We start from the raw sequence: 25,721 nt of genomic DNA on the forward strand, positions 1-25,721 counted from the left end.
GGCTCGCTGGCTGGCGGCTATTTTGCCAAGATCATTTCCCGATGCCGTGGCCATGCCACAAAACTGAGCGTCAGGTCATGGTCACGGGCGTGCTATACATCTTTGATGGCAATTGGTTTGATGTTGCGTCCGCGCTGTCTGCCGGAAAAGAGCTTTCCATCCTATGCGTATCTGTCGGGCAGGCAACCGCATCCCGTGCGCGATCCCGCAGGACACAGCTACGACAGCGAAGCCATGCCACTGGCCGCGGAGGCGTCGCTTGACTCAGACATGTTCCTCTGGGGTCTCGACCTGTTCAATCACGGTTATTACTGGGAAGCCCATGAGGCTTGGGAGGGTCTTTGGCAGGTTGCGGATCGAGGCGGTCCGCTCCGGATGTTCTTCAAGGGATTGATCCTGTTGTCGGCGGCCGGCGTGAAGATCCGCGAGAGCAAGCATGCCGCGGCGGTGCGTCACGCCGGGCGTGCCGCTGGACTGCTTCACCGGCTGATGGACACGACGGATCACACCTTCGAGCGAGCGCTCGGCATGTCGCCCGCGGCGCTCGCCGAACAAGCCAAAGCCGCAGCAAGAATCCCCGCAACCCTGCAGGCGACGGCGCTCGGTCAGCCTCAACCCGTGTTTGACTTCATTCTCGGGCCAAGCTCCGGCGGAAGGCCCATCAGATCGATATGATGGCCTACGCGCAGTGGTGCCACCAGCTGAACTCACGCAGGGCGATCACATATCGCCAACGGGGAGAAAGTGGCACTATTGCATTTCGGTGAGGGGGTAGCGCATGCGAACTTTGCCAAAAGACATCGACGCGGACGCTGTGATCGAAATCAGCAGGTTGCTCGCCGATCGAGCCGATGTCGTGCCCCTACCGATTCACGATCTCGTCAAAGAGATCCGGCGGTCAATCCCCACGAAGCTTTCCGATAATGCGATCGAGGAGCTGGTCGTCGAAATGGCGGCCGCACGTGGCTTGCCGATGATTTTCGACAAGCCCCCGGCCTAACGCTATTCTAACTCCGGGTGATCACCTGCCGTAACGCATCGTTGATCCGATCCTGCCAGCCCGGCCCGTCCTCCTGGAAATAGTCCAGTACAGCCCGATCTATCCTAATTGAAACAAGCTCCCTGATACTTGGAGCTGCCGAGGGTCCTCGAACCGGTGCGGCAGGCTTCTTGATCGGCTTGAAGGCGGCCTCGGCCGCTGCCATCGGATTTGTCGGTCGACGTGGAGGACTTGCCAATATCGTGAACCTGCTTGAAAGATGATTCATGCATGCCTGGGAGAACGGGCCTCCACAATAGGCCATATGCTGATGTGACGAATAGAAAAAGGCCGGACTGTTAGGCCCGGCCAAGTATGAAGGTTCAAAAACCTCCAGAGGGGAACGCGCCGGACGCAATGGGAGGAGGCATCCGACGCGATGCGCATATGGGCCGGCACCGATGACGTTTCAATGACATGGCAGTAGACCACCGTCTTCCGTTCATGCAGCCAGGGATGGCCAAGCTCACGAGGAGCCAACTGACACTTCACTCGCCCGCCTGTACTCCGAAATCGTCGGCGTGAGGATTAACCATTGATATGGCACCTAGTCCAGGATGTCTGGACGCACTCGAACATATAGGCCTGGTTTTTTCGCGCGGCTTACGCCGTCCGGACGGTGGAAGCTGACGCTCAATCCTTCGGCACCGAAAATGGTGCGATTGGTCTCGGGCGGCAGCATCGATCTGCCATGCATCGATATTGTGGCAATCTCGGTCAGCAAAGCCTTGCTATGGCATTGCGTCGAAGTTCGATCCCGCCGTCGTGTCGATAGTCTTGCCTGTCTTGGAGAACAGGCCGCTGTTCAGCTCGCAGCTGATCTCTACGCCTTCATCAACAGCCACCTGTTCGACCTGGTTGGTTCAGAGGCCGACCGCCTGAACGAGGTGGACGTGCGGCTTCGGGCCATAACGGAGCACCAGCGGCAGTATCTGGCCCATGCCGATCTCGCTCGAGTGATCGCGGCCGTTCCAGGCAAAGCCGCAGCGGCATTGTCCCATCCCCTCTTCGATCCGGAGTTGATGCCGGCGCATTTGAAGGGCTCGCTGCCCTCGTCATTCGCATTCCTCACCGACCCAGCCATTCGCCAAAGGTACAACGATGAATTCGTCACTGCCGAACTCGCCAGATGCCGTCCGTTCTTCGATAACCTCGACGGACGATCCTTGTCCGACCAGCAGCGGGAAGCCTGCATCCGTCTGGAGGACAATAACCTGCTGGTCGCCTCGGCGGGGTCTGGAAAGTCCGCCGCCTTGGTCGGCAAGGTCGCCTATGTCATAGACAAACAGCTGTACCACCCGGAAGAAATCCTCGTTCTCGCCTTCAACAAGAGCGCGGCCGACGAGCTGAAAGGGCGGATTTCCCGTCAACTCGGCGTCGATCAGGAAGATCTGAAATGCCGGGTGACGACGTTTCACGCGCTGGGCCGCGGCATCATCAAGGAGACCGAAGGACGGCCGCCGCAACTCGCCGATTGGGTTGAGCACCCTGCTGGTGAGGCGAGGGTGATCGAACAGATCATCGATGAGCTGCTGGGCTCGGACCCTGAATTCGCCAGGCTCTGGATCGACCTCCTGGTTCTGCACCCTAAAGCGGATATCCCGGCTGAGGTCTTCGATACGAAGGCGGATCACGAACGCTATCTGTCAGTGCGTCGGCAGAAGGGGCTCGCGACCATTGGCACGCTGGCCGGCAATTATGTGAAGTCGCTGCAGGAGCAGACCATCACAAACTGGCTTTGGCTGCATTCCGTCGAGTTCGAATACGAACGGCAGATCGCGGTCGAAGACGAGAACGGCGCCATCCTCCACGTGCATCCGGACTTCTATTACCCTGCCAGTGAAACGATCCATGAGCACCTGGCCATCAATGCCGACGGCTCGTCGCCCTTCGCCGACTACGTCATCCATGCCGAAAGCAAGCTGGCCGCCTATCGCAAGGCGGAAATGGATGTGTTCCAGACCACCTCCGCACAAGCGAGCGATGGATCGCTGGTTGCTGCACTCGAGTATGAGCTAACGAAGCGGACCGTTCCATTCGAGCGAAAAAGCTACTCGGCCATCGTTCAGGCCCTCGAGCCGGTCGTGATCAAGCACTATCACAAGCTGATCGCGGTCTGCATCAAGCACATCCGCGCCAGACACCTGGCCCTCGACATGCTGCTTGAGCGCGCCAAGTCGCTGCACGACCATGCCCGGGCCACGGCCTTCGCGCAGGCAGTGTGGACTATCACCGAAGCCTATTCGCGGAAGCTCGAAGAAGCCAATCGTATCGACTTCGACTCAATGATCGCCAATGCAACACGCCTCGTGGAAACCGGACGGTTTCAGAGTCCCTACTCCCTGATCCTTGCAGATGAGTTCCAGGATGTTTCCGAACCGAACGCGAACTTCATCAAGGCGCTGAAGCACCAGAAGCCGTTCGCCAAGATTTCCGCCGTTGGCGACGACTGGCAGTCCATCTACCGCTTTGCCGGCTCCGACATAACAATATTCACCCAGTTCGAGGCGAATTTCGGCGCGAGCTGGCAAGGTCGGCTTGAACAGACCTATCGCTGCAACCAGCTCATCGCCGAAACCGCCGCAAGCTTCGTGCAGCGCAATCCCGCTCAGCTGAAGAAGTCGGTGCGGTCGACGCGACCGGCCATCGCAAGATCGATCCGAGTCATTCCCATCGAGAGCGACCGAGGTAAACTCGACTTCGGCGGTGCCTGCCATCGGCTGCTCAAGCGCCTCGACGTCTTTCTCGGTGGCATCTCAGCCCAGTGGCGGAGCGATGCGCGCCAGAAACTGAACGTGATGGTGCTCTGGCGCTACAACCAACTTGACCCGTTCAAGGGATCAAGGCCGACCTTCGAGCACATCGATGTTGCTGGATTGTCGTTCCATCGAGCCAAGGGACTTGAAGCCGACTACACGATCCTGCTCGACGTCAGCGAAGGTGACTACGGTGTGCCAAGCAAGATCGAGGACGATGAACTGCTCAATCTGGTCATGCCGCGTCCAGAGATATTCGAGTATGCCGAGGAGCGGCGGCTATTCTACGTCGCCTTGACCCGTGCGAGCCGCGGCGTGTTCCTGCTCACGAACAGCGAAGAACCATCTCGATATATCCGCGAGCTTTCCGAGATCGCCGGCGATAACCTGCGCTTTGAGTCCATCAATGGCGAGCCCTTGCGTCAATGTCCTGCCTGTCGTGTCGGCCAGATCGTAGAGCGACGAGGACGCAATAACCGCCGCTTCTTCGGATGCACCCAGTATCCCATTTGCGATCACACATTGCCGTTGACGGCAAGACCTTGGCCCTCGAAATAGAGGCCGATTTCATCCAGCGGGTTGTCGTCCAGACCTGACGCGGAACCCCAGTTCAGGCTGCTGACAACGACATGATCGCTGTCCCAGGCCAGAAACTTGGCATGCAGTTGCGGCCCGGGCACGCCCGCAAGCTCGACGATGCCGTTGAGCCGCTCACGGTGCCTCGTCACATGGCCGCGTTTGACTGGGCCGGAGCGGCGCGAGTAATAAACCCGGACATCGCTCAGTCGCCTTCCAGCAACTTCAGCCGGATCGAACAGGGCCGGCACCATGTTGGCGCCCACCCTGTTCGTGCAGTAAATGAAACGCTCTTGCGCCTCATGTGCAGCGACGCGCAGCAGGCGCTCGTGAGCAAACGTTCCGCACCGGCCCCGATGAGATACTGACTCTAGTTCTCATCAGTGACCAGAAAATGCCGGACGAACACCAGGAACGGCGCTGGCGCTAGCTGCTGAATTGGAGAGGTCTGCCAGAATGACACCGAAGGAATATGAACAGGCAGTTCTTGAGCGATTTCGCATGCTATTTCCGCCTCCCCGATTCACGGTGAAGCACAACGTCCGTCTAAGTGGGCATAAGACCCAGGCGCGCCGCCAGGTCGACGTGTGTGTCTTCGAGACGGGGGATCCGAAACCGGCGTTGTTGATCGAGGCCAAGCGACACAATCGCACGATCGACAGCGTGCATGCGGGTGCTACGATCGCCCTGATACGCGACGTGGGCGCGGTTTCGGCCGTCATGGTGGCGACCGCCGGCTTCTCGCGCGCCGCCAGGAACTACCTAGCCGCAGAGGGCATCGGGCATCTCACGATTACACTGAACGAAGCACAGGGCCTGCGCTGGATTCCACTGGTCGAACAGGCCTTCGCTGTAGATCATGAATTCAGGGAGGTTTCCGGCCATCTGGTGGAGGCATTGCGCACCGGCAATGCTACTCCATTCCTTGATGAAACCGGCCTGCCCTATGAGGAATGGCTAGCGGTCTTCGCGGCTGGCCTATCCCGTTTTCCGAACACGACGGCGCATGTGCTTAAGGAGTTGGCGCGCGCCCATTTTGATGACGCCGTCCGCTTCAACGCCGTCCAACTGCTCGACGACGCCGATGAACTCGCGTCGGCCGACATCGCAATTCTGCTTGCAAGCGAAAACGATCCCGACACGAGGCTGCTGCTGCACGAATTGCTGGGCAACTAGAACCTAGCGGCCAGCAATCGTGTATTTATCTATTCAGCTGCATCCTGATTGGCTTGCGGAACGACCTTGTGCTCGATGTATGTGCGGGGACTGAGAGCGGGTTTCTATTGCTGAAATGGGAGTGGCTCTATCAACGCGGCGAAATTCCGGATAAGTCGCTTCAATGGCCAGGCCTAAAGAAAATAGCCTGCGAACAGCATTTTCGCACCCGTTGTCAGAGCTGCTAGTTCACGGTATTGTACACGATATGTTCCGCAAGCAATGTGCCCTATGAAATCTCCGGTTCGCCAGGTCGGTAGGCCACGAAAGGCCATTGCAGCGTACGCTGTAGTGACAGACGCGCCCCTGAGCCTGCAGAGCGGGCGGGTAATGGCGCGCGCCTGGAGCGAGCAGCTCGAAATTCGACGGCGGCAGCCAGCAGCATGGTCTTTCATTGCCAAGACCGTTGAGGCCTATGTCGAGGCCTCGGGAGAAATAATCGGCTGGCCACTACCGATCGCACCACTAACCGTCGCGTTGACCTACTCGCTTGATACGTCGGCGACAGAGTTGGCCAAGACTTTGGGCAGAGCCGCCGCGACGCTGCCGATAGAGGAGGCCTGCTATCAGCTGAGTGCCTGCTACACAGCGATGTTACCGCAGGAAGTGCGCACCGCCTGGGGTGCCTATTACACCCCGCCAGCGCTTACCGACCGGCTTTTGCAGCTGGCAAAGGAATCAGGGGCCGACTGGCAAACCGCGCGAATCTTGGATCCAGCGTGTGGCGGTGGCGCCTTCCTGCTGCCCGTAGCGATGCGTATGCGCGATGCCCTCCCCGAGGCTAGCGCTGCAGAGTTGATAGAGCACTTTGGCAGCCATCTGCAGGGCTTTGAAATTGATCCTTTCGCGGCTTGGCTGACCCAAGCCTGGCTGGAAATTGCATTTGCAGACGAGCTGAAGGCTGCGGGCCGCCGCTTCCCTTCCGTCGTAAAGGTTTGCGACAGCTTGATGGAGACGGTTTCCGGCAAGCGGTTCGATCTGGTGATCGGCAACCCACCTTACGGCCGTGTCAAGCTTGCGGCACGGCAGCGGGAGCGTTACAGCCGCAGTCTCTATGGCCACGCCAATCTCTATGGTCTGTTTACGGACCTAGCGCTGCGCTGGACGCGAGTGGGCGGCGTCATCGCTTATGTGACCCCCACTGGCTTTCTCGCAGGGGAGTATTTCAAGGCCTTGCGCGGGCTGTTGGCCAAGGAAGCACCGCCGTTGGCCATAGACTTCGTCACCGCCCGCAAAGGCGTCTTCGAGGACGTGTTGCAGGAAACCATGCTTGCTACCTACAGGCGCGGAGCGAAGGTCAAGACTCCGACGGTGCACTATCTCGCCGTTAATGGCGTTGCGCATGTGACCCACGCTGGCGCGTTCAACTTGCCGGCCGAGCGCACGGATCCCTGGTTGGCACCACGAAGCCCGGCCGACCAAGATCTGGTCAAGGCGCTCGAGCGGATGCCTTCACGTCTAGCCGACTGGGGCTACAAGGTGTCAACCGGTCCGATGGTGTGGAACCGGTTCAAAGGCCAATTCCGTAGCCGTCCAGGTCGCGATACCGTGCCCGTGATATGGGCCGAGGCCGTGACGGCAGACGGCCGGTTTATCTTCCGCGCCGAAAAGCGCAGCCATGAGCCCTATTTCAGGCCGCAGGCCGGAGATGCCTGGCTGACGATTTCGGAGCCGTGTGTCCTGCTGCAGCGAACGACGGCGAAGGAGCAGGCCCGTCGGCTCATAGCAGCCGAGCTGCCAAGTGCTTTTCTTGCGGAACATGGCAGCGTGATCGTGGAAAATCATCTGAACATGGTCAAACCGATCGGCAAGCGGCCGAAGGTTTCGGCCGCGGTGGTCGCTGCGGTTCTGAACTCTGGCATCGCCGACCGAGTGTTCCGCTGCATCAGTGGCAGCGTGGCGGTTTCGGCATTTGAATTGGAGGCCCTGCCCTTACCAGCGGCTTCTGGATTGGCGAAGATTGAGGCTTTGGTACAGGCAAAGGCCACCAAAGCGGCAATCGATAACGAGATTACAGCACTTTATGTGGAAAGCGCAGTAGGATGAGTACCTTACCCGCCCTACTGTCCTGGGAAGACGTCCAGGTGCGGCTGCGTGAGATTTTTCCTGACGGGATTGTTTCTGACCGGCATCGTCTCGTGAGTGATGTAGCGACCAGCACCATTTTTATGGCGCTTTACATCAATGCCGTCGAAGGGACCGGCATTTGGCTGGCACCAAAGCACGTGTACCGGATGAGTGACGTCCAGGCGGCACTCATTTCAGATGACGAGCGGAGCGGCTACGCGGTTTCGGTCATGAAGCCAGGCGGTCGCGCACCAGGTACACAGTGGTATCAGGACACGACGAGGGAAAGCATTCGCGACGATACACTCCGAGAGGCCTTCGTTGTCGTTGGCGCGGTAACAGAGTTGGCCACGGTGCCGACGACCTCTGGGAAGGGCCGCTATGCTCTGCAGCCGGCCTTCGCTGCTTTGTTCGATCCAAAAATAGTAGCGAATGATCTCGATGCGGCGATAGCGGCATGGCGTACCAAACACCTTACAAAGGGCGCACTCGCACGCATTGCCATTGTTAAGGCCGGTGCTGGCGGGGGTGGTGACCACGTGGCTCTTACCTTTCCCAACGGCGAAACCCGGCGGATGAAGAAGGGCCCAAGCTCGGAAATCACCAAGTCGGTGATCGAAGTCTTCGCCCCGCGGTTCATGGTTGATCCGGCGGTCCTGTTTGTAAGCGAGAGTGGCAACAAGGTTGTCGCCCGTGACGACGCTCTGGCGAAGTCGATCGGGCTGCAGATCAAGGCCGACAAGGATTTGCCTGATATCGTGCTCGCGGATCTCGCGCCGGAACACCCGCTCATTGTCTTCGTTGAGGTGGTCGCCACAGACGGGCCAATCAACGAGCGCCGCAAAGCCGCGCTTGAGAGCGTTGCATCTGGAGCTGGGTTCCCACTCGAGCACGTCGCATTCGTCACCGCCTATCTCGACCGTGGACGTCCCGCCTTCAAGAAAACCGTCGGCACATTGGCTTGGGGCAGCTTTGCCTGGTTCGCCGGCGAACCAGAACACCTGGTGCGCCTCGAAGCCAATGGAAGCTTGCAGCGATAGCGCAATCTTCATCGCCTAGAACCGCATCAAGGCTTTATAGCCCTGGATGGCTAACCCATCAGAATAATATAGTACTAAACCGTCGGGGGAGCGGGCAGTGCTTAAGAAATTTATCGCTATCAAGAATGTCGGACGGTTCCGCAATTCCGCTGGAACACCAAATCCGCAGCTTAAACGCCAGACATTCATTGCTGGCGCCAACGGCTTCGGTAAAACCACTATCTGCGCAATACTGCGATCGCTGTCGTCTGGCGAGCCGGCGCACGTTGTGGGGCGTAAAACGCTCGGCTCAACAGATCCTCTTTCGGTGGAATTGCTGCTCGATTCCGGATTGGCTCGATTTGAGAATGGCCAATGGTCCACGATTCAACCGAATATTGCTATCTTTGACGGTGTCTTTGTTTCCCAGAACGTCCACGCTGGCGAGGTTGTTGACGTTGACCAGCGCCGCAACCTTTATCGCGTCATCATAGGATCCGATGGTGTCGTCCTCGTCGACGAGGAAGCTCGCCTGGCTGCGGAGAGCCGCACCAAGACCGGAGATATCACCAGCGCAGGACGCGCTGTCTCGGAACATGCCCTCCCCGGCATGACCATCGCTGATTTCGTTGCCTTGCCGGCCAATCCTGACATCGACCTGCACATTGTCGAGCAGGAAGCCGTGGTACATTCTTGTACCGAGGCCACCGCTGTCGGCGCGAGGCCAGGACTTGCGGCGATCCCCTTCCCCGCCGTTCCAACCGTATTTGCCGAGCTGCTGGTGACAACCCTCGACGATATCGGCGCGGATGCCGAGCGGCTGATCGCCGAACATCTGGCGGCGCATGGCATGTCCAAGGAAGATTATAGTTGGGTGGCGGCCGGCGTGGATCACGCCGCCGACAGCTGCCCTTTCTGTGGCCAGGATATCAATGGCCTGGATCTGATCGCCGCCTATCGGTCGATCTTCAGTGAACAGTACAAAGCCCTCGGCCGTACGATCCAGGGGATGCGCGAGACAATCCAGGGTCTCCTGGGAGACGCTGCTATTGGCCGGATGAACACCCTAGCCGAACAAAATGCGGCAGCGGTGGAGTTTTGGCGTCAGCATGTTGCAATTGACCCGGCTGAGCTTTCGTTCACCGCAGCGTCGCGGGACGCCGCCAGGACGATCGGCATTGAAGCCTTGGCGCTGCTGAATCAGAAGATTCTCGCCCCGTTGGAAAAGGTGTCTCTGTTCGACAGTTACGCTTCGGCGAAGGTGCTGTTTGACGAGGCGACTGCAAAATCCGACGACCTGAATCGAGCGATTCAAGCCGCCAACGGTCTTATCGAAGAGAAAAAACGCGAAGTCGCCCAGACTGACCTGCAGAGCGCCAAGAACCAATTGGCGCGGCTCAAGGCAATAAGGGCAAGGCACGCCGAGCCTGCCAGCGGCCACTGCGATCTCTATACAAGGCTCGTGCAAGAAAAAGCGGATGCCGAGAGGGCGAAGGATGCCGCGCGTGGTCAACTCAACACTCATACGCTAACTACGATGCCAGCCTACGAGCGGCGCATCAATGAACTGCTCGAGTTGTTCAATGCGGGATTCACCATCGCGAAAACGAAGCACAGCTACCCGGCAGGGATTGCGACCTCGCACTACCAGTTGGTCATCAACAACGAGGGTGTCGACCTGGGTGATGCCAAAAGCACGGATGATGTGCCTAGTTTCAAAAATACCCTCAGCTCGGGTGATCGAACCACATTGGCTTTGGCGTTCTTTCTGGCCTCTGTGGAACGTCAGGCGCAGCTCGCCGATATGATCGTCGTCTTTGACGATCCCTTCAACAGCCAGGATTCCTTCCGCAGGAGGCAAACCGTCCACGAGATAGCCCGCATCGCCAAGGAGACTGGACAGATCATCGTGCTGTCCCATGACGCAACCTTCCTGAAGCAAGTGTGGGACAAGGCGCCCGTGGACTCGAAAATTGCTTTCACAATCGTCGATCAGCGCTCACTCGGCGCCAAGATTCAAGAATTCGATCTTGACGCGGCAACCAAGGGGCGCACGGCCACGGACACCGACGACCTGCAGACTTTCGTGTCGACTGGCGCCGGCGGGCTGCTCGATATCATCCGCAAGATGCGTGTCGTGCTGGAGACATACTGCCGCACGATGTATGGCGCTGACTTCACGGCGTCGGATTGGCTGGGCGACATCGTGTCGAAAATAAGGGCGGGAGGGCCAACGCACCCGGCCGCGGCCCTCTATGACGAGCTAGATCAGATCAACGACTACACTAAGCAGTACCACCATGGGGAAAATACTGCAGACGCGATGCCCGACAACATTGACGCGACCGAGCTTACGGGATTTACCCGCCGTACCCTGAGGCTGGTAAACGCCCTTCAGGCCTAATTTGGTACTTAGGAGGCACCCTTGGCCGATCCAAAAAGCACAATAGCGATCCCGGGAACCGTCACCGATGTTGTAAAGTCACTGCGGGAGTTGATAGGCCTACTCAGGGAACTGGCTGGCCTAGTTCGAGACGGAGCCAAATTTGCGAATTCCGCGTTCGAGCACCATCAATCGAGACGCGCGGCCGGCAACCTGGATGGTTTGAGTTTTGCGCCCCAGGGGTCGCGGCGCTATCTGGAAGCGATCGCGGCCGGAAATGGGTCGCTTGAGGATGTCGCCGCCATTGCGGCCAGCCAAGATGCTACCGCTTTCGACGTCGAGATGAGCATGCAGGAGTTGAGCGGCTATCGCGATGCGTTGCGGGAGGCTCGGGGTAAGGCCGCCGGCGATCGGCTTGATGCAATCATCTGTGGCGAGTTTGGAAAGGATAGGTTGCGCAGGCTACTTCAGCAACTCGTGCAATCGTGCACGGGGCTCGACCAATTGCCCGAGAGCGCGCCGATAGAGGCGGCCGCGATTTTGAAGGCGATTGAGGCGCTAAATGTCGAGATCGTCAGCCTTCATGATGAGATACTGGGATTTGCAAGATGACCCCTTCCCGCGGTCCTCGGAGTATCTGGCCCTGAGCAAGACACTCCAGGAACGTGTCAAAGCCATTTTGCCAGAAGTGAACCTCATGCAGCCGAATACTATCAGATGACCGGAAAACCGCTTGGCGTGACCGGCGAAGTCGCCGAGGATGTCGCAGCGACCGTTCTACGGTTGGACCCTGCACAACTCCACTTTGGGCGTTGTAGAAATTGGGAATCCCCCTTCCCTGCCGTGGTGGCGCGTGCCTGAGCCCGGCTCCACATCCCGCAACGAGCGCGGCGGGCTTGCCGTATCCAACTTAAAGCGGCTTGGGCGGCAGGTTTGGCCCGTGAATGAGACACCGGCATGAGCAACTATGTATTGTTTCAAATGTGGGGACCCTACCGGCAGTCCCTCATCAAAAGACATCAATTCTACGTCGAACAGGCCCGCAAGCGCGTGTTGTCACAGTTCGAGAATATAGAGGAGGAGGCCGACAAGGCCGCGGAGGAGTGGCTGGAGCAAAGCAGCCACCGGTTTGATCCCGATCGGCACGATCCCGGGGATTTCTACGAGGCGGCAAACGATGTCGGCATCGAATTCTACCAGCTCTTGAGCGACATGCGGGATCAAACCCGGCTGAGCGTAATCGCGGGGATGTTCCACGAGTGGGACAAGCAGCTGCGGGACTGGCTGGTGCGTGAAATCCTGCGCTGGCATCGAGGAGAGACGGCAGTTGCGAAGGTCTGGTCAGCGGATTTCGGCAAGATTGCAGACCTCCTAGAGAGTCTCGGCTGGAAGGTCCGGAGCACGGAGTACTTCAATACGCTCGATGCGTGCCGCTTGGTCGTCAACGTCTACAAGCACGGCGTCGGAAAATCCCTCGATGACCTGAACCAGAACTACCCTGAATATCTCGACAATCCGCTTAGTGGCTCGGGATCGCCTTGGGCAGAGAAAATGCTGGACTACACGAACCTCAACGTGACTGATGACCAGTTTCAGGCATTCTCCGACGCCATTATCGCGTTCTGGCGAGACGTTCCCGAAAATGTCGCTGATGGCCAAACACCGGTCCCTGATTGGTTTGAAAAGGCCATTCTGAGCGATCGCGCGGTCCAAACGAGGCCGTTGATTCCCTAGGCCTCGACGACACAAGCCGCTATAAACCAAGACGGACCCCTGTCGGACCGTCATCCAACAAGAGGAAGGCGGCTTCAAACCTGCCGCACGATGGTGCCGATCACATTGACGAGAAGGCGCGCGGCAGTCAGGGCCGAAAGACCATCAATATCGGCGGGCGGATAGAACTCGACAAGGTCGAATCCAGCGATCCTGGCCTGCCTGCTGCGGAGGCCTGAGATCAGGTCGATCACCTGCGTGTAGGTGAGGCCGCCGGGGGTGCGCGCCGCCACGCCCGGCATGATGCCGGGATCGAGGCCGTCGCAGTCGAGGGTGACGACGACCCGCGCTCCTTCCGGAATATGCCGGAGAGCCGCTTCGACGCCCTTGGCGTGAACCTCGCGAGCGGTCACGAAGTGGCTGCCAAAGTGCTGCGCCGCTTCGATTTCGGCGAGGCGCGCGCTGCCAACGCTGCGGAGGCCGACCTGCACCATGCCGGCGACATGCGGCATCTCGCTCACCCGGCGCATCGGGCTCGAATAGCCGTAGCGTTCGCCATGCACCTCGTCGCGCCAGTCGATATGGGCGTCGATCTGCAGGATCCACACCGGCCCGTGATCGGCAAAGCCGGCGAGGAAGGGAATGGGCACGGAATCGTCGCCGCCGATTATTATCGGCACGGCCGGCAACGCCAGGATCTCTCGCGCCTTCGCCTCGATGCGAGCCCGGTTGCCGGCATCGTCGTGCAGGGTGGTTGGGATGTCGCCGGCGTCGATGCAGCAGATCGGCCCGTCGTCGAACAGCGGGCCGCCGAGATCGAAATCCCAGTTTCCGACGAGGGCGGCGTCGGCCTGGCTCGCGGCGCGGATGGCGTCGGCGGCCAGTGCATAGAAGCTGCTGTCCTGGCCGGGATAAGTGGTGCCATGACCGACGCCGAAGATCACCGCTCGGGGCACGCTGCCGTCGGCGAGGCGATCGGGGAAGCCGAGAAAGGAGGGCTTGGTCATTTCTTGAGGGGCCTAATGATGGCTCGGTTGAAATTTCGGGTGTTGAGGGTGCAGGAATATCGAAAATACCGAAGCGCCGGCGAAAATCGGGCACCCGCCAGCCGGTCAGTCCTTTCGTGTCGACGGAAAATGCATGTCCAATGCTCGCTGAATCCTGGGATGTATTTCGTTTGACTCTGGCATGTGCCAGACGCTGAACTCCCTCAAAAGAATTTCCTCGAAATCTTGTCGGGTGGGTTTGATGTAAGGAATTCTCTCGACTTCCATCCGGCCAAATTCGAAGAGTCTGGTGGTCAAATAGCTCAGTCGGGCAACATCCGCGATCATTACGTCCAGCTCGTTTACCGGGCGCTTTGGCCGTGCTGAATTCAGTCGTGATTCAAAGGCCTGCGAAAACATAGTAAGTTCCTGCAGACTTCGAAAAGATTCATCATCAACGAGAACTGCAGCTGTCATGACAGTTTGAAGAGCGTCGATTGGCATCGCCGGCCGACTTCCGGGGTCCTTTCCTTTCCACGCATCAAAACACGCGTGCCAATGCTCACTTAGCCGAGCGAGAGCATGGGGAAGCTGAATTCGGGCGGCTAGACTTTCTCTTTTCCGTTGCCGTTCAAGCTCCTTTCTTTGGTCGCCTATTTGAACCCAAAGGAGGTATCCGCCCACACCGGCTGCCACGACTGCCAGGAGGCCAGTGAGCAGCGTTTGCCAATCATAAAGGAAATTGAAAAAAGCAGTGTCATATCGCGGCTTGGGGTCCAAGCACGCCGCAAGGAAATAGGCGGCGAGATCGTTGCGGCAGAGGAAGTCTCGAAAATTTGGTATCACGTGCCGTCCTCAACTCTGCACTGCTGGCTGTCGGCGAGCATAACGTGCATATCTATTTACATGAGCCTTATCGACCGTCGAAACGCATGTCGGGAATCATCTCCGCGATAAACTCCCGGTTCCTCGCTAAAAGCCAGTCCAGCACGACCTGTCTGCTAGCCTCACTACCTTCGGCGATTGGATAGCGAGAAATGACTTCTTTTGGGACGTCCAGTAGAAGAGTTTCGAACAGCGTTGCGGAGCTCATCCGCAGAAAAACCAGGAACAGCCTTGATGATTTGCTGAACGAGGACTTTGAAAATTAATCTGGGCGTTTCGTCGAGATGCACGGACATCCAACGAGCCGCCGGATCTTCCGATTCACGTTCCTTCAATCGAGTAACCTAATTTTCCAGATCGGCTAGACGGTCTTCAAGCGAAAGTGGTCTTGTCACAACCTATCACCCTGCAGCTGGATAGTTTTGGCGACAACGTTCGGCGTGCCCGGTAAACTCAAAGTACCCCCCAACCCCGATAGCGCCCCCTCCCCGTCATCTCGCGCACTCCGAGTTCGGACACAAGATTGAGGGCACCGCGCGGAGTGACTTTTGCCGCCTTTGCAATCATTGCCGCCGAAACGATCGGACGCGAGAGAACAAGCTCCAAAACATCCGGGAGGCTGCTCGAGGAACGACGGTTCCTGAGGCGACGCTCCATCTGATCCTTTGCCTGGCCCAGTCGATCGAGCTCCTTCATTCCGGCTTCCGCCGCACTCGACAGAGCATCGAGAAATGCAATGAGCCTGGTGGTATGGACCGGCGAACGCCGTCGCTCTCGGGAGATCGCTTTCAAACCAACATTGAATGCGAGGAGATGACTGGCGACTTTGCCCCTTGATCGCAGATACGAGCCGATCAGTATTGGGCCCAGCCAATGCTGCCGCTGAAGGGGTTCGAGGGTTTCCCACGCGTCCCATAGAATGGCGGCGCCTAGCGACGGCGGCAGGGCGTCGGCTTCGGACATAGCGTCTTGCCAGCGCGAGAGCCGCTCTGCTTCGTCCCAGTCCTGATCGTAGATGAGCGGGTCGCGCCCGCTGGCCTCGACCTTGGCCGGCGGGGTGGGCGCCGCCTTCCCATTGTGCTGCGTCAACAGTCGCTCCGAGCGAGCGAGAACGGCATCAATGTCTGCAAAATGCTGCGCAAACTCGTCGTCGTCAGAGTCGGTATCGAGATCCAGCGCTCCGCCAGCGCTGGCGTCATCGATGGTCCCCTCACCTTCCTTCTCCGCGACCGCATCGGCCGGTCGACCACGCAGCGCGGAGATGCCTGCATCGCTCAGCGCCCAGCCTGGATCGGAACCCGCGATCCGGCGGCGCGCTCGCAGGATGGAGTGTGCGACGACGAGTTCGTGAGTTGGAGCGCGAACGTCCATATGCGCGTCGTGGAGAACGAGATCCTCGACATGGACGAGTTCCCCGGAAACCCACATACTGGCTGCCGAGTCGAAGAAATGCCCCCGCTCGATAAAGCCGGCGCCAACCGGACTGCGCCGCGTCCGCTCGTCAAGCCGGGCTAGCTGATCCTCCGTACGCCCAATGTACGGAAGAAGCACCTGGAGCGGTAAATCTAGCGGTCTGTATCCCATTGTAATATTTCGCTGATTTTCTTATACGGAAGATAACACGCCTTTCGCTTCCTTCATAGGCGGCTCTTTCAGGTGCCTCTTATTATATAGTGTGCGAGCCGCCCTCCCGATTGAACAGCGGTGCGGCGATCGGCGCTCAGGTGGTCAGAAACGGTGGTTTCCATGGAGTTTGGCATCGCCGGACCTCTGCGGAAGGCCACTAAAGACGTTTACAAACGATCGTTTGTTGATATCTTCGGTGTTTGTACAAGCCCCCTTTTCGATACTGAGAGACGCCGTAAATGGCCCGTGAAGCGCAAGATCGACGCTCCGGTCGACCACAAGGCCGGCAAATCGGCTACGCGCGCGTGTCGACGGACGAACAAGCGACGGAAGCGCAGGAAATCGAGCTGCGGTCGGCCGGCTGCGACGTCATCGTTCAGGAACATGGATCCGGTGCGTCGAGAGCTCGCCCTGCCCTACTGCGGTTGATGAGCGACATCGGCGCCGGCGATGTCCTGGTCGTTGTGCGTCTCGATCGCCTTGCGCGCTCGGTCAGCCATCTTCTTCAGGTGATCGAGGATCTGACTGAGAAGGGCGCGCATTTCCGATCGCTCCGAGATCCAATCGACACGTCGACGCCACAGGGCATGTTTTCGCTACAGGTACTCGGCGCCGTTGCCCAGCTCGAGCGTGCGCTGATCTCGGAACGGACCAAGGCCGGCATCATCGCTGCAAGATCGAAGGGGCGACTGCCAGGCAATCCTGGTATCCGGGAGCGCAAGCCCGAAGCCCTGGCGAAGATGACCGCGGTGCAAAAGGCGGCTTATGGCCGACGGCTACAATCAACGATGAACCAGTGGCTTCCGACGGTCCGCCGGATGCGACCAGACCATAACTGGGACGACATCGCTCGGGTCCTGAAGCAGCGCGGCCTCGACTGGACGCCTGAACGACTGCGGCGGGCAGTGAGGTGGCTCGTCACCGAGCACCTGGCCGAATCCACACTGCTAAAGCGGGCGTCTCCTCTGCCTCCCGAAGATCGCCTGATGACTCTTGTGGCAGGAATTTCGCAGTCTAACCCAGACCTGTCGCTCCGCGACATCGCTGGCCAGCTCGAGCGCCTGCATGAGCGAACCCCACGAGGAAGCGCAAAATGGTCTGCCTCCTCAGTCAAGAACCTGCTCGATCGAGCCCGCCGGCTTGGACTCGTCGCCGAACCACCCGCGAGCTGACCGTCATTTCGCTGCAGAACAGCCCTCAGTTTACGGTCCGTGGCGGACACTCAACATTCCCGAGCCGCTTGTACGCGGCCCAGGCATCAGCTGGAACAGCGCTGCCGACCCGCGCCAGCCAAGCCGCACGATCGGATTCGGCAAGTGAGTTCCACCACACCATTCCGGCGGTTTCATCGGGCGTCGCTTCCCGGTCGTGTTCGTTTTTCATGCCCTCGATGCTCTCATAAGACGCTCTTCCCGACAAGCGCTGCAGCCACCGTCGATGTTCCATAGTTCGGATCGAAACCCGCCCAGCTGATCATGATCCGCGCCCCGGTCTGTCAAGGCTGCGGCGCAACGCGTCGCTGATTTCCAGCCGGGATTCGGTGCGCACAACCTTGCCCGCCGTCTCCAAATCGACGGCAGCGGCTTCAGTTCCGGACCCGGTTTCGGTCGTCTTCGATGCGTCAAGCTTAGCCCTCAACAAAGCCATCACCATCGGCCAGACCGAGAACTTTGCGGCCTTTGCTCGGTCCGTCAGGCTGCGCAAATAGCCGCCGGCGCTGTTGATCTGGTCCTGCCGCTGGTAGATCGCGGCAATGGTAATCGCCGCCTGCTGCTCACCCATTGCCGTTCGCGCTTCCTCCCAGGCACTCGGGCTGATGCCCATAGCTGGCCGGGCAACCTCGGCCGCGGCCAGAAATTCACGCCAGTTGCGGATTCCGCCGCCGCCCTTCACCAGCCAAAGCATGTTCGGGCAGGCATCCAGCACTATCCCTAGCGGCAGTTCGCGTTTCGGCAGGCTCCGTACGTTGTCGGTGTCCGCAACGTTGCCGCTCGCTTCCTCTTTATTTCCTGAGCCACTTTCAGATTCAAATTTAGATTCTGGTTTTGAATTCTGTACGTGGCGTCCATTTCGGGACTCATTGGCGTCCACTTTTTGTGTTTTTACAAATGATTCCAATGCTTCACGCACTTCAGCCCAAAGGCCTTCAAGCTCCTCGGCAATCGCCTCGAGGGTTTGTCTGGGTGCGGTGCGTGGTATTTGGCCGACAATCGCCTGGTAGGCCTGCTGGACCCTGCCCCAGTTCGCCGGCACGCCTTCCTCAATCCCGGCGTCGATCATCTTGACGATGTCACGGCGGCATATGGTTAGCCGCTCCTTAACGAGACGAAAGGCCTTCTTCTCAGATCTGACCGCTTCCGCAAGATCCTTGAACTCCTCAGCGCGCGCGACGATCGGCGAGATGTCGAAGCCGTAGGCTTGCTCGATCTCGCCCCCCTGCCCTTTCCGGGCGAAGCGCTTGCCGTTTGGGCTGTCCCGACGGATAATCAATCCGCACTCGACCAAGACGGCCAGGTGCCGCCGTAAAGTCGTTGGCGGCATTCCGTTGGCGCGACGGATAAGCTGCTCGTTTGATGGCCAGACGATCAGCTCGCTGTCGCCATAAAGCGCGGTGTCTGGATGGAATGACAACAGCGCGTCGAGAATGGCCAAAGCGCGATCTGTGGCGCCCAGAGCGATCCTGGCGTCCTTGATATCTTGGAAGACATGCCATTTGTGGACGGTCACGCCCTTCGGTACCGCCCTTGCGGTGACTTGGCTTGAAATCATGCCAAGCGTCATCGGCCGCCGCCCAAAGGGCGTCGTTGAGATATGCGTCCTCATTTTCCTTCACCTGTGTCCAGGCAAAAGAAATCTGCTCGTCGAAACGACGATTTAGTCCCTATGGGACTCTTGACTGCGATTCTCGGAAGTGCGATTCTCTAAGTTGCGAGACTACAGAGAAGGGCTTCCGGGATGCCGTTTCGGGGGCCTTTTTCTTTTGCGGTTTGTGATCAATCGACCCCACCGAGAAAGCTCAGTCGGGACCTAAGGCCTTACTTTTGATCGGTACCTCCTCCTTCCCTGGTTTCCATAAACTGATCGTAGAGGCGGTCCAGCTGCTGAGCGACAAATGCTCCGAACGCAGGGGCCTGCTTCTCATCGAATATTAGTGCCGTCCTTGCCGCCGCGTGTTCGATGCGGGCCGCCTTCTTGCCTAATGGAGTGGTCCACGATTTCACTTTCGGTGAAGGCTTGGACGTAGTGTTGGATGCGAGTCTGAACACCAGAGCGAAGCGAGCGTCGCTGTCAGCCTTCCTGAACTCAGCGGTGTCGACCGCAGATTCGACTGACTGCATTGCTTTAGAGCGACCTAATCCCTCAGCGAGCGTGGCCCACCGCGCACGTCCCGCCTTAGGTGCGGGTCCGATCTTCGAGATAAGATTTTCAGGAATGCTACGGGCAATCGAAATGAACCGGCTAAGATCCGCCTTGTCGGTTGAAAGCGCGGCAATGATTGTAGCGCGCTCATAGCCAGCGTCCTCGAGATGTTTAGCGAAGAGAGCTTTCTCGATGAAAGATAAATCCGCCCGGTCGAGGTTTTCCCTGCCTTGAGCAATCACAAGGTCGTCGTCGCTGAGGGTCTGGACAATTGCCCTTACCTCACGCCCTAATTTAGCAGCAGCCCTCAATCGACGACGGCCGTATGCTATCTGATACCGGCCCGCTGTCTCGGGGTGGGGCCGCACAAGTATGGGCACTTGTTGGCCGTTCTCGGCAATGCTCATAACCAGCTGATCGAAACCTCGATCGATCTCTGCCGGCAAACGATCCGCGATCGTTGATCCTTCGATCTTAGACGGGTCTAACGAAACAACTGCGTCGCCTGATGCTAGCTGTTCCTGAAGGCGTGCCGCCGCCTTGGCTCCTTCTGCCATCTCCTGCAAGGACGAACCCATCGCGGAAATGGCGCCTGTGCGTACTCGGGCGGCTATTTTATCTGGAGCTGGCGGCAGCGAGGGGCCGGGCTTTTTCAAAAATAGCGAGTCTATAGCATCCTTGCGACTCATGCCGAGGCTCCTTGCGGATCTGCGATTGGACCTACTAACACCGCTCCTGCGGCGCGCGCGTTGGGAGCTCCCAACAACCGTTTAGCTGCGCGACGGCGGGGTGAGGGAAGACATCTGGGTGTCTGTTCACCAGCCCAGCAAATGCTCTTCAACAGCCTCGTGTTGGGAGCTCCCAACACATCAGATCTTCTGTCCATCACGCGCGACCCCACGCTTTTTTCAGCAGTACCTCAATCTCTGCATTTACCGAATCCAATGCCTCCATAGCGCGGTCGTAAGTCGACCGCGTTAGGTTCTCGCGACCAATTTCATACAACGTCTGCTTCGTCAGTCCGGCGTCAGATACGGCGGCCGACTTGACCATCGGATTGGTGAGAACGTGGTCATCGAACATATTTCGAAGCAGGGCCGCCACCTTTGTCTGGGGGGCATCCTGTGGCTCAAATCGCGTGAGGAGGTACCGAATAAAGTCGTACTGAAGATCCCCACCGGCATCCTTTACAACACCGAGAAGGTCTCGGGTCATCAGAAGGAATTGGCTCATCGACGCAACATCGAGCATCTGCGGGTGCACCGTAATGATCATCGACGTTGCAGCGCAAAGACCGCTTAGCGTGAGAAATCCCAGTTGGGGAGGACAATCAATCACTATGACGTCGTAGCCGTCGGCAACTTCGTCGAATGCCCGTGCAACGCGAGTAAAAAACAATCCGTCCGCCCCCGTGCGACTGGTCAGCGCTTTAGGAGTGGTATGCTCAAACTCCATCAGCTCAAGATTGCCGGGGACCAGATCCAATCCGTCGAAGTAGGTCGAACGAACTACCTCCCGAAGTGGACGCTTGGCGTCGTCGTATCTAATCGCGGCATAAAGTGTTTCGTTTGCCGCCACGTCCGTCTCCGGAAGCACCCCTAGCAGCGCGGAGAGACTCGCCTGGGGATCCAGATCAACCGCGAGAACTCTATATCCCTGCAATGCAAGATACTGAGCTAGGTGGGCAGAAGTGGTGGTCTTGCCCGAGCCACCCTTGAAATTCGTTACTGCGATGACCTGCAGATGTTCGGTTCCACGACGATGGGGCACAAATTCAATGCTCTCGCGGCCACGCGTGCTCCCAGCCAGCATTCCGCGGATTTCGTTGATCTGCCCCAACGTGTAAAATCGTCGGCCATTGCTTGCGAGTTCTGGCTGAGGTCCTTCACCAGCAAGCGTCATTTTCCTGAGAGTGGAATCAGATATCTTCATCAGACGCGCTGCTTCCCCCGACGTAAACTTGCGCAGACTTTTTTGGGACGTCGGCGGAAACAACGCCTCGCTCATCGCCTGCAACTGCGAACTGAGTCGATCGGCATGCTCGCCGATGGTCACATCGACCGACGGACGATCATTCCGAGATATAGCGGCAGCCTTGCTCACGGTCTAAACTCTCGTCACGGTTAATCGACGTGTTCCGTCATTTAACCGTGACGATACCTATTCGCCTTAGGCTTGCAAGAAGTTATTGGTTAACAATACCTTAACGGCAGCCCGTGGAAACCTCTTCCGAACCACGCTAGACCGGTGATTTCCCATTACAAAACAACCCGCTATGGCATTCCCGTGCTCAGTATTCGCCTAACAACTGCTAATGCATTTGTTAGTGCACTCTGCGCGCCCTGTCGGGTGTCCAGGCGGGCTTCGTGTACGGTAGACCCGACTCAGCTGCGACGCAGGAGAGAATCGGATTCCTGTTTTCGTTAGTCGCGGACGGCCGCGCAATGGTGCCGAACGCATCCGAATCGGAACAATGCCGATGCAGGCACTCGCTATTCCAGCCGCGGCGCATGACGACTTCGCACTTCTTGTCGAAACGATGCATCGTCTTCGCGCCCCGTCTTTCAAGTGACGTGTGGAGTGGAACGTTGAAGCCAGCGACGGCGGTGAGGTCGACCGGCGTTCTGGCGATTTCCTCGGCCTTGGATGTCGTCGGCTGCGCGCGGCTCCTTACCGGTGACAGGACCGACTATGCTGGTGAAAACGTTTCCGCAATCGCTGGCAACCAGCCGGCTCGAAGCCCAGGCCGGGATGGTCGAGAGTTCACGCTTCTGCGTCGACACATCGCTCCCCGAGGCCAGGGGAGGGGGTGCGCTGCATAATGCCGCCCTGACCCTGTTCTCGGCGATCATCGAGTGGTCAATGACGCATGGCTACCGCGAGATCGTCATCCGCAACGCCATCACCTCCCGGCTCATCGTCGTCATCTCCGGCGGCTCGGAATTGGGAAAGACTACCCTCGCCAATGCGGTGATCGCTGAAATCGTCGAGACAGCGCCTGACGATCGCATTCTTCTAATCCTCGAGGACACCGCAGAGATGCAGTGCGCGGCCGAGAACGCCGTAGCGCTGCCTATCAGCGACGCGATCGACACGGCGCGGCTGCTGAAGAGCACGATGAGGTTTCGCCCTGACCGGATCGTCGTCGGCGAGGTCCGCGACGGGGCCGCCCTGACGCTGCTTAAGGCCTCGAACACCGGCCTTCCCGCTTAACGCGGATGCACAGCCCTGATGAGAGTTGCTTGTGCAGCACTGCCCACGACCCCGCAGAGAAGGGCGGGGCTGATGTAAAAGTTGAAGATCAAGGCGATGAAGAAGCACACGATGCCAATGGTCGCGACCGTGATCACATCCAGTAAGTCGTCTTCCATGACCAATCATCCTTGTTGTCGGATGGTCTGCCAGGGCGCCACTCGGCCGAAGGGGAGGGGGCACGAACCCAGCCGCGATAGCGGTGCCTTTGCCGGATTGCACCCTCGCGACGACTGGGCCGCTGCAGACGTTGCCGGAGGGCGAAGCGAAAGCGTGCAGAACCGTCGGACGTTCTGTCAATCGCTCGTATTGGCATTGGCAACTTGGAAGGCGTTGAACGTCGTTGCGACCAGATCGGTCGTGTAGACCGTCTCGCCGTCCTTTTCGTAGGATGAGTTGCTGATGCGGCCTTCGGCTATGACCGGCTGGCCTTTGGAAACGTTGTCTTTGATCCAGGCGGCCTGATCATCGAACACGGTGACGGTGACCCAGTCCGTCCTGGTTTCCTTTTTCCCGGCGTCGTTGGTCCAATGGCGGTCGGCAGCGATGCTGACCTTGACCGCCTTATTGAAGCTGGTGACGCTGCCTACGTTCCCGGCAACGGTGAAACGGTTGATGCTGCGCATATTGGGATACCTTCTGTAATTAGGTGGCTCGATTTCCGTTCGCACGTCAATTAGAGTGTCATAATAGAATCGACGGAACAGCAGTCAGATGTTGAGATTGAACCACGTCCGCTGCCTCAAGCCCTTGGCGTCGGTGTACTCGACGTACCAAGGCTTTGTCCGCGTCGGCCGCGGCATGCTGATGGTCTTCTGGCAACTGTCGCCGTCACGGCGGTTGGTGACTGGCTTGAAGGTGTGCCTGCCATTGCGATGGTTAAAGCACAGATTCTCGCGCTTCTCGCACATGTTTGGTTTTGAGCGGTTGCCGTCGTGCCCGACGTCGCCGTAGCCGACGGTCCAACCTTCCGGGCAGTCGTCATAGACGTCTTTCCGCGCCGCGGAGGAACTCGCGGCGGGACACGTCGGCCACGAGAAACCCGGACGCTTCATGGCGGCGAGGAGCCGGTACATTGGCGGGTGGCAGCTTGGGGTGGCTTGCCAGTTCCCGGAAACGCACAGCAGTACCTGACAGCCCCATTCGGATGCCGGCGCGCTGCTGGCGTAAAGGGAGCCAGCCGCAATGGCGGCCGCATAGAGCAGAGATTTGGTCAAAAGGAGCTCCTTTCACGGATGGCGCAGTTTATACTTTAACTTATTTCTTGCGGCCGCGAAAGGAGGTTTGTATGGGGTTGGACGGCGGTGGAAAAATACGATCCGAGAAACGTTTTGGACAACCCAGAGCGCGATGCGATGCAGGCGCAAATAGCGGCAAAACTCGAAGAAGAACGACAGCGGCGGAATCTGTCGAATCGAGATTTCGTGGCGCTGATCAAGAGCTTGGCCAGCGAAAAGGAGTTCTCCTACCGGACCTACTATTTGACGATGCGCCAGGAGCAGAACCTGACACTCGCGACGGTCGCGTTATTTGCTCGAGCCCTTGAAATCAGCGTCGCTGAATTGCTGCTGCCGCCGGCAGTCCTGGAGCCATCCATGAAGCGACTCGACGTCCAGCAGATCAAGGACAACATCGCGCGCGCGATAAATGGCTTCCGCAGCCGCAAGGACATGATGAAGAAGGATGTTGCCGACCTGATCGGCATCTCGACCGTCACGTATTACAAGATCGAGCAAGGGCAACAGAACCTGACGCTGGCGATAATCGGCATGATCGCCAAAGGGCTTGGCGTGCCGACGGCCGCTCTGCTCCTCGGCCGCGTCCCCAAGCGCTGATTTTTGCCTTGCCGGGCGCAAGCGGCTCCGGCAGGCTTGTTCAAAAGCCCCCTTTGCGACGGTTCGACTGGGTGCGGACTGATCGGGTTAGGCGTCCGAGCCGTCAGCCGGACGGTGGTTTGCGTCTAGCAAACCGCTGAAAGCGGCCCGAAGGGCCATCCGCCCGGCTGTAAGAAGGCTGTCCGCCTTTCTGTTTATTGCCGAAGGTTCCTGAGGACGCCGCTTTTTTGAACCCAGTCGGACAAAATTTAAGGCCGAGGTTCGGCCGAAATTTTTTTAGCCATGCGAGCCAGCGCCGGCACTGGATTTTTACCAGGTTCGGCAGATGTCTGGCGCGCCATTGCGGGCGGTCTGTGATGTCGAGCAGGCCAAGATGGCGGGCCCGGCGCAGCGCGTTGCGGACGGTGGTGGCGCCGACGCCGGCGCGGTCGCCGATCTCTTTGACGCTCGATCCGCAAGAGCCGTGCTGACGGCAATCCGAGGCGACGATGTAAAGCACAGCCCGCTCACCCTCCGTGAAGCGATCCCGCACATTTGGGGGCAGGGCGGCCATATCGCCCAAGCGCCGTTTCCTCGCCCATCGGACGGGGCAGCGCGACCCGCTCGCCGCTTGGTGGCGCGACTGCTTGGATTTCGGACGCTGCGGAAAGTAGGTGCGCGCCGGCGGCAGCCGGGCTTCGCGCGCCACTTGCAGCAAGGAGCGCCGCGAACAGGCGGCCTCGCTTAGTTCTTGCGCCTCCTGGTCCCTCAAGGCGCCCTCGGCTAGCCCTCGCCAGACCAGCGCAAGATAGTGGTCGATCTGCTTGACCGTCGTGATGTCGGCAAGCCACTGGGCCATTTCGGTGTGTATGGTCACCACGTCTTTCCCTTGTTTTCAGGCAAAGAAAATCCGTGGCGCGAAAGCGCATTTTCCTGTTGCGACTGTCAGGGGAAGCAGCTAGATTTTGCCATCTTGTTTTGGTGGCAATTCGACGGAATTGGCGTTCCGTTCTAGCTACGACCTCTCGGA

Annotated in this window: 22 protein-coding genes and 3 pseudogenes; 13 read left to right on the forward strand and 12 right to left on the reverse strand. The window is 58.8% G+C overall.

All coding sequences use genetic code 11. The features are described 5' to 3' along the window. Positions 1-105: 105 nt before the first annotated feature. Positions 106-675, forward strand: a complete 570-nt coding sequence (locus EOD29_RS23815) for a DUF309 domain-containing protein (protein WP_245475412.1) — start codon at positions 106-108, stop codon at positions 673-675. Between the two features lie 103 nt (positions 676-778). Further along, positions 779-1,000, forward strand: coding sequence for a hypothetical protein (locus EOD29_RS23820; RefSeq protein ID WP_127248067.1), 222 nt, complete (start codon positions 779-781; stop codon positions 998-1,000). Positions 1,001-1,007: 7 nt separating this feature from the next. Here EOD29_RS23820 and EOD29_RS23825 read toward each other — a convergent pair whose 3' ends face one another. Beyond that, positions 1,008-1,238 (reverse strand): BrnA antitoxin family protein, encoded by a 231-nt coding sequence (locus EOD29_RS23825; RefSeq protein WP_127248164.1) that lies wholly within the window; start codon positions 1,236-1,238, stop codon positions 1,008-1,010. A gap of 454 nt (positions 1,239-1,692) precedes the next feature. On the opposite strand from EOD29_RS23825, the gene EOD29_RS23830 reads away from it, so the two are divergent. Next, a complete protein-coding gene (locus EOD29_RS23830) occupies positions 1,693-4,353 on the forward strand; it encodes a UvrD-helicase domain-containing protein (RefSeq protein ID WP_245475392.1) in 2,661 nt (886 codons plus the stop codon). Here EOD29_RS23830 and EOD29_RS23835 read toward each other — a convergent pair. Then, positions 4,311-4,703: pseudogene (locus tag EOD29_RS23835) on the reverse strand (hypothetical protein); the annotation flags it as partial. The gene EOD29_RS23830 and the pseudogene EOD29_RS23835 sit on opposite strands and share 43 nt — an antisense overlap. 124 nt (positions 4,704-4,827) lie before the next feature. On the opposite strand from EOD29_RS23835, the gene EOD29_RS23840 reads away from it, so the two are divergent. The 6 genes from EOD29_RS23840 to EOD29_RS23865 all read left to right on the forward strand — a co-directional run bounded on the left by EOD29_RS23840 (position 4,828) and on the right by EOD29_RS23865 (position 12,789). Continuing rightward, on the forward strand, positions 4,828-5,547 hold the full coding sequence (locus EOD29_RS23840) for a restriction endonuclease (protein ID WP_127248069.1): 720 nt from the start codon (positions 4,828-4,830) through the stop codon (positions 5,545-5,547). A 369-nt stretch (positions 5,548-5,916) separates the two neighbouring features. Continuing rightward, complete coding sequence (locus tag EOD29_RS23845; RefSeq protein WP_127248070.1) at positions 5,917-7,632, forward strand: N-6 DNA methylase; 1,716 nt, start codon at positions 5,917-5,919, stop codon at positions 7,630-7,632. Continuing rightward, entirely contained in the window at positions 7,629-8,693 is a 1,065-nt protein-coding gene (locus EOD29_RS23850) for a BsuBI/PstI family type II restriction endonuclease (RefSeq protein WP_127248071.1), read from the forward strand. Before EOD29_RS23845 ends, EOD29_RS23850 begins: the two co-directional genes overlap by 4 nt. Positions 8,694-8,790: 97 nt before the next feature. Beyond that, on the forward strand, positions 8,791-11,076 hold the full coding sequence (locus EOD29_RS23855) for an AAA family ATPase (RefSeq protein WP_127248072.1): 2,286 nt from the start codon (positions 8,791-8,793) through the stop codon (positions 11,074-11,076). Between the two features lie 21 nt (positions 11,077-11,097). Next, positions 11,098-11,667: a hypothetical protein gene (locus EOD29_RS23860; RefSeq protein ID WP_127248073.1), complete on the forward strand. Its 570-nt coding sequence runs from the start codon at positions 11,098-11,100 to the stop codon at positions 11,665-11,667. A gap of 345 nt (positions 11,668-12,012) precedes the next feature. After that, positions 12,013-12,789 carry a hypothetical protein gene (locus EOD29_RS23865; protein ID WP_127248074.1) on the forward strand — a complete coding sequence of 259 codons (777 nt, stop codon included), beginning with the start codon at positions 12,013-12,015 and terminating at the stop codon, positions 12,787-12,789. 74 nt (positions 12,790-12,863) lie between these two features. Here EOD29_RS23865 and EOD29_RS23870 read toward each other — a convergent pair whose 3' ends face one another. The 3 genes from EOD29_RS23870 to EOD29_RS23880 form a co-directional block, all read right to left on the reverse strand. Next, positions 12,864-13,775 (reverse strand): agmatinase, encoded by a 912-nt coding sequence (locus EOD29_RS23870; protein ID WP_127248075.1) that lies wholly within the window; start codon positions 13,773-13,775, stop codon positions 12,864-12,866. Between the two features lie 105 nt (positions 13,776-13,880). Continuing rightward, complete coding sequence (locus tag EOD29_RS23875; RefSeq protein WP_127248076.1) at positions 13,881-14,600, reverse strand: hypothetical protein; 720 nt, start codon at positions 14,598-14,600, stop codon at positions 13,881-13,883. A gap of 492 nt (positions 14,601-15,092) precedes the next feature. Then, the gene (locus tag EOD29_RS23880) at positions 15,093-16,223 is read right to left on the reverse strand and encodes an RHE_PE00001 family protein (RefSeq protein WP_127248077.1); all 1,131 of its coding nucleotides are present in this window, start codon (positions 16,221-16,223) and stop codon (positions 15,093-15,095) included. A gap of 281 nt (positions 16,224-16,504) precedes the next feature. Between EOD29_RS23880 and EOD29_RS23885 the strand changes: the two genes are divergently transcribed. Next, positions 16,505-17,437, forward strand: a complete 933-nt coding sequence (locus EOD29_RS23885) for a recombinase family protein (protein WP_127248078.1) — start codon at positions 16,505-16,507, stop codon at positions 17,435-17,437. 301 nt (positions 17,438-17,738) lie between these two features. Here the strand turns inward: EOD29_RS23885 and repC are convergent, their stop codons facing one another. From repC to repA, 3 genes are all read right to left on the reverse strand, one after another. Beyond that, positions 17,739-19,088: a plasmid replication protein RepC gene (gene repC, locus EOD29_RS23890; RefSeq protein ID WP_127248079.1), complete on the reverse strand. Its 1,350-nt coding sequence runs from the start codon at positions 19,086-19,088 to the stop codon at positions 17,739-17,741. Between the two features lie 212 nt (positions 19,089-19,300). Beyond that, positions 19,301-20,314, reverse strand: a complete 1,014-nt coding sequence (gene repB / locus EOD29_RS23895; protein ID WP_127248080.1) for a plasmid partitioning protein RepB — start codon at positions 20,312-20,314, stop codon at positions 19,301-19,303. Between the two features lie 196 nt (positions 20,315-20,510). Beyond that, positions 20,511-21,728, reverse strand: coding sequence for a plasmid partitioning protein RepA (gene repA, locus EOD29_RS23900; RefSeq protein WP_127248081.1), 1,218 nt, complete (start codon positions 21,726-21,728; stop codon positions 20,511-20,513). 588 nt (positions 21,729-22,316) lie between these two features. On the opposite strand from repA, the pseudogene EOD29_RS37900 reads away from it, so the two are divergent. After that, positions 22,317-22,457: pseudogene (locus EOD29_RS37900) on the forward strand (acyl-homoserine-lactone synthase); the annotation flags it as partial. A 57-nt stretch (positions 22,458-22,514) separates the two neighbouring features. Beyond that, positions 22,515-22,832, forward strand: a pseudogene (locus EOD29_RS37210) (ATPase, T2SS/T4P/T4SS family); the annotation flags it as partial. Between the two features lie 2 nt (positions 22,833-22,834). Here EOD29_RS37210 and EOD29_RS36025 read toward each other — a convergent pair. From EOD29_RS36025 to EOD29_RS23915, 3 genes are all read right to left on the reverse strand, one after another. Beyond that, the gene (locus EOD29_RS36025) at positions 22,835-22,996 is read right to left on the reverse strand and encodes a hypothetical protein (protein WP_164763817.1); all 162 of its coding nucleotides are present in this window, start codon (positions 22,994-22,996) and stop codon (positions 22,835-22,837) included. Between the two features lie 177 nt (positions 22,997-23,173). Beyond that, positions 23,174-23,503, reverse strand: coding sequence for a single-stranded DNA-binding protein (locus tag EOD29_RS23910; RefSeq protein WP_123150330.1), 330 nt, complete (start codon positions 23,501-23,503; stop codon positions 23,174-23,176). Positions 23,504-23,587: 84 nt separating this feature from the next. Beyond that, positions 23,588-24,094 carry a hypothetical protein gene (locus tag EOD29_RS23915; RefSeq protein ID WP_127248082.1) on the reverse strand — a complete coding sequence of 169 codons (507 nt, stop codon included), beginning with the start codon at positions 24,092-24,094 and terminating at the stop codon, positions 23,588-23,590. Between the two features lie 87 nt (positions 24,095-24,181). Here EOD29_RS23915 and EOD29_RS23920 point away from each other — a divergent pair, with 87 nt between their 5' ends. Then, the gene (locus EOD29_RS23920; RefSeq protein WP_127248083.1) at positions 24,182-24,712 is read left to right on the forward strand and encodes a helix-turn-helix transcriptional regulator; all 531 of its coding nucleotides are present in this window, start codon (positions 24,182-24,184) and stop codon (positions 24,710-24,712) included. A 103-nt stretch (positions 24,713-24,815) separates the two neighbouring features. Here the strand turns inward: EOD29_RS23920 and EOD29_RS23925 are convergent, their stop codons facing one another. Continuing rightward, the gene (locus EOD29_RS23925; RefSeq protein WP_127248084.1) at positions 24,816-25,550 is read right to left on the reverse strand and encodes a hypothetical protein; all 735 of its coding nucleotides are present in this window, start codon (positions 25,548-25,550) and stop codon (positions 24,816-24,818) included. Positions 25,551-25,721: the final 171 nt, after the last annotated feature.

Origin of the sequence: Mesorhizobium sp. M1A.T.Ca.IN.004.03.1.1 (assembly GCF_003997555.1) — a bacterium.
Lineage (GTDB): Bacteria > Pseudomonadota > Alphaproteobacteria > Rhizobiales > Rhizobiaceae > Mesorhizobium.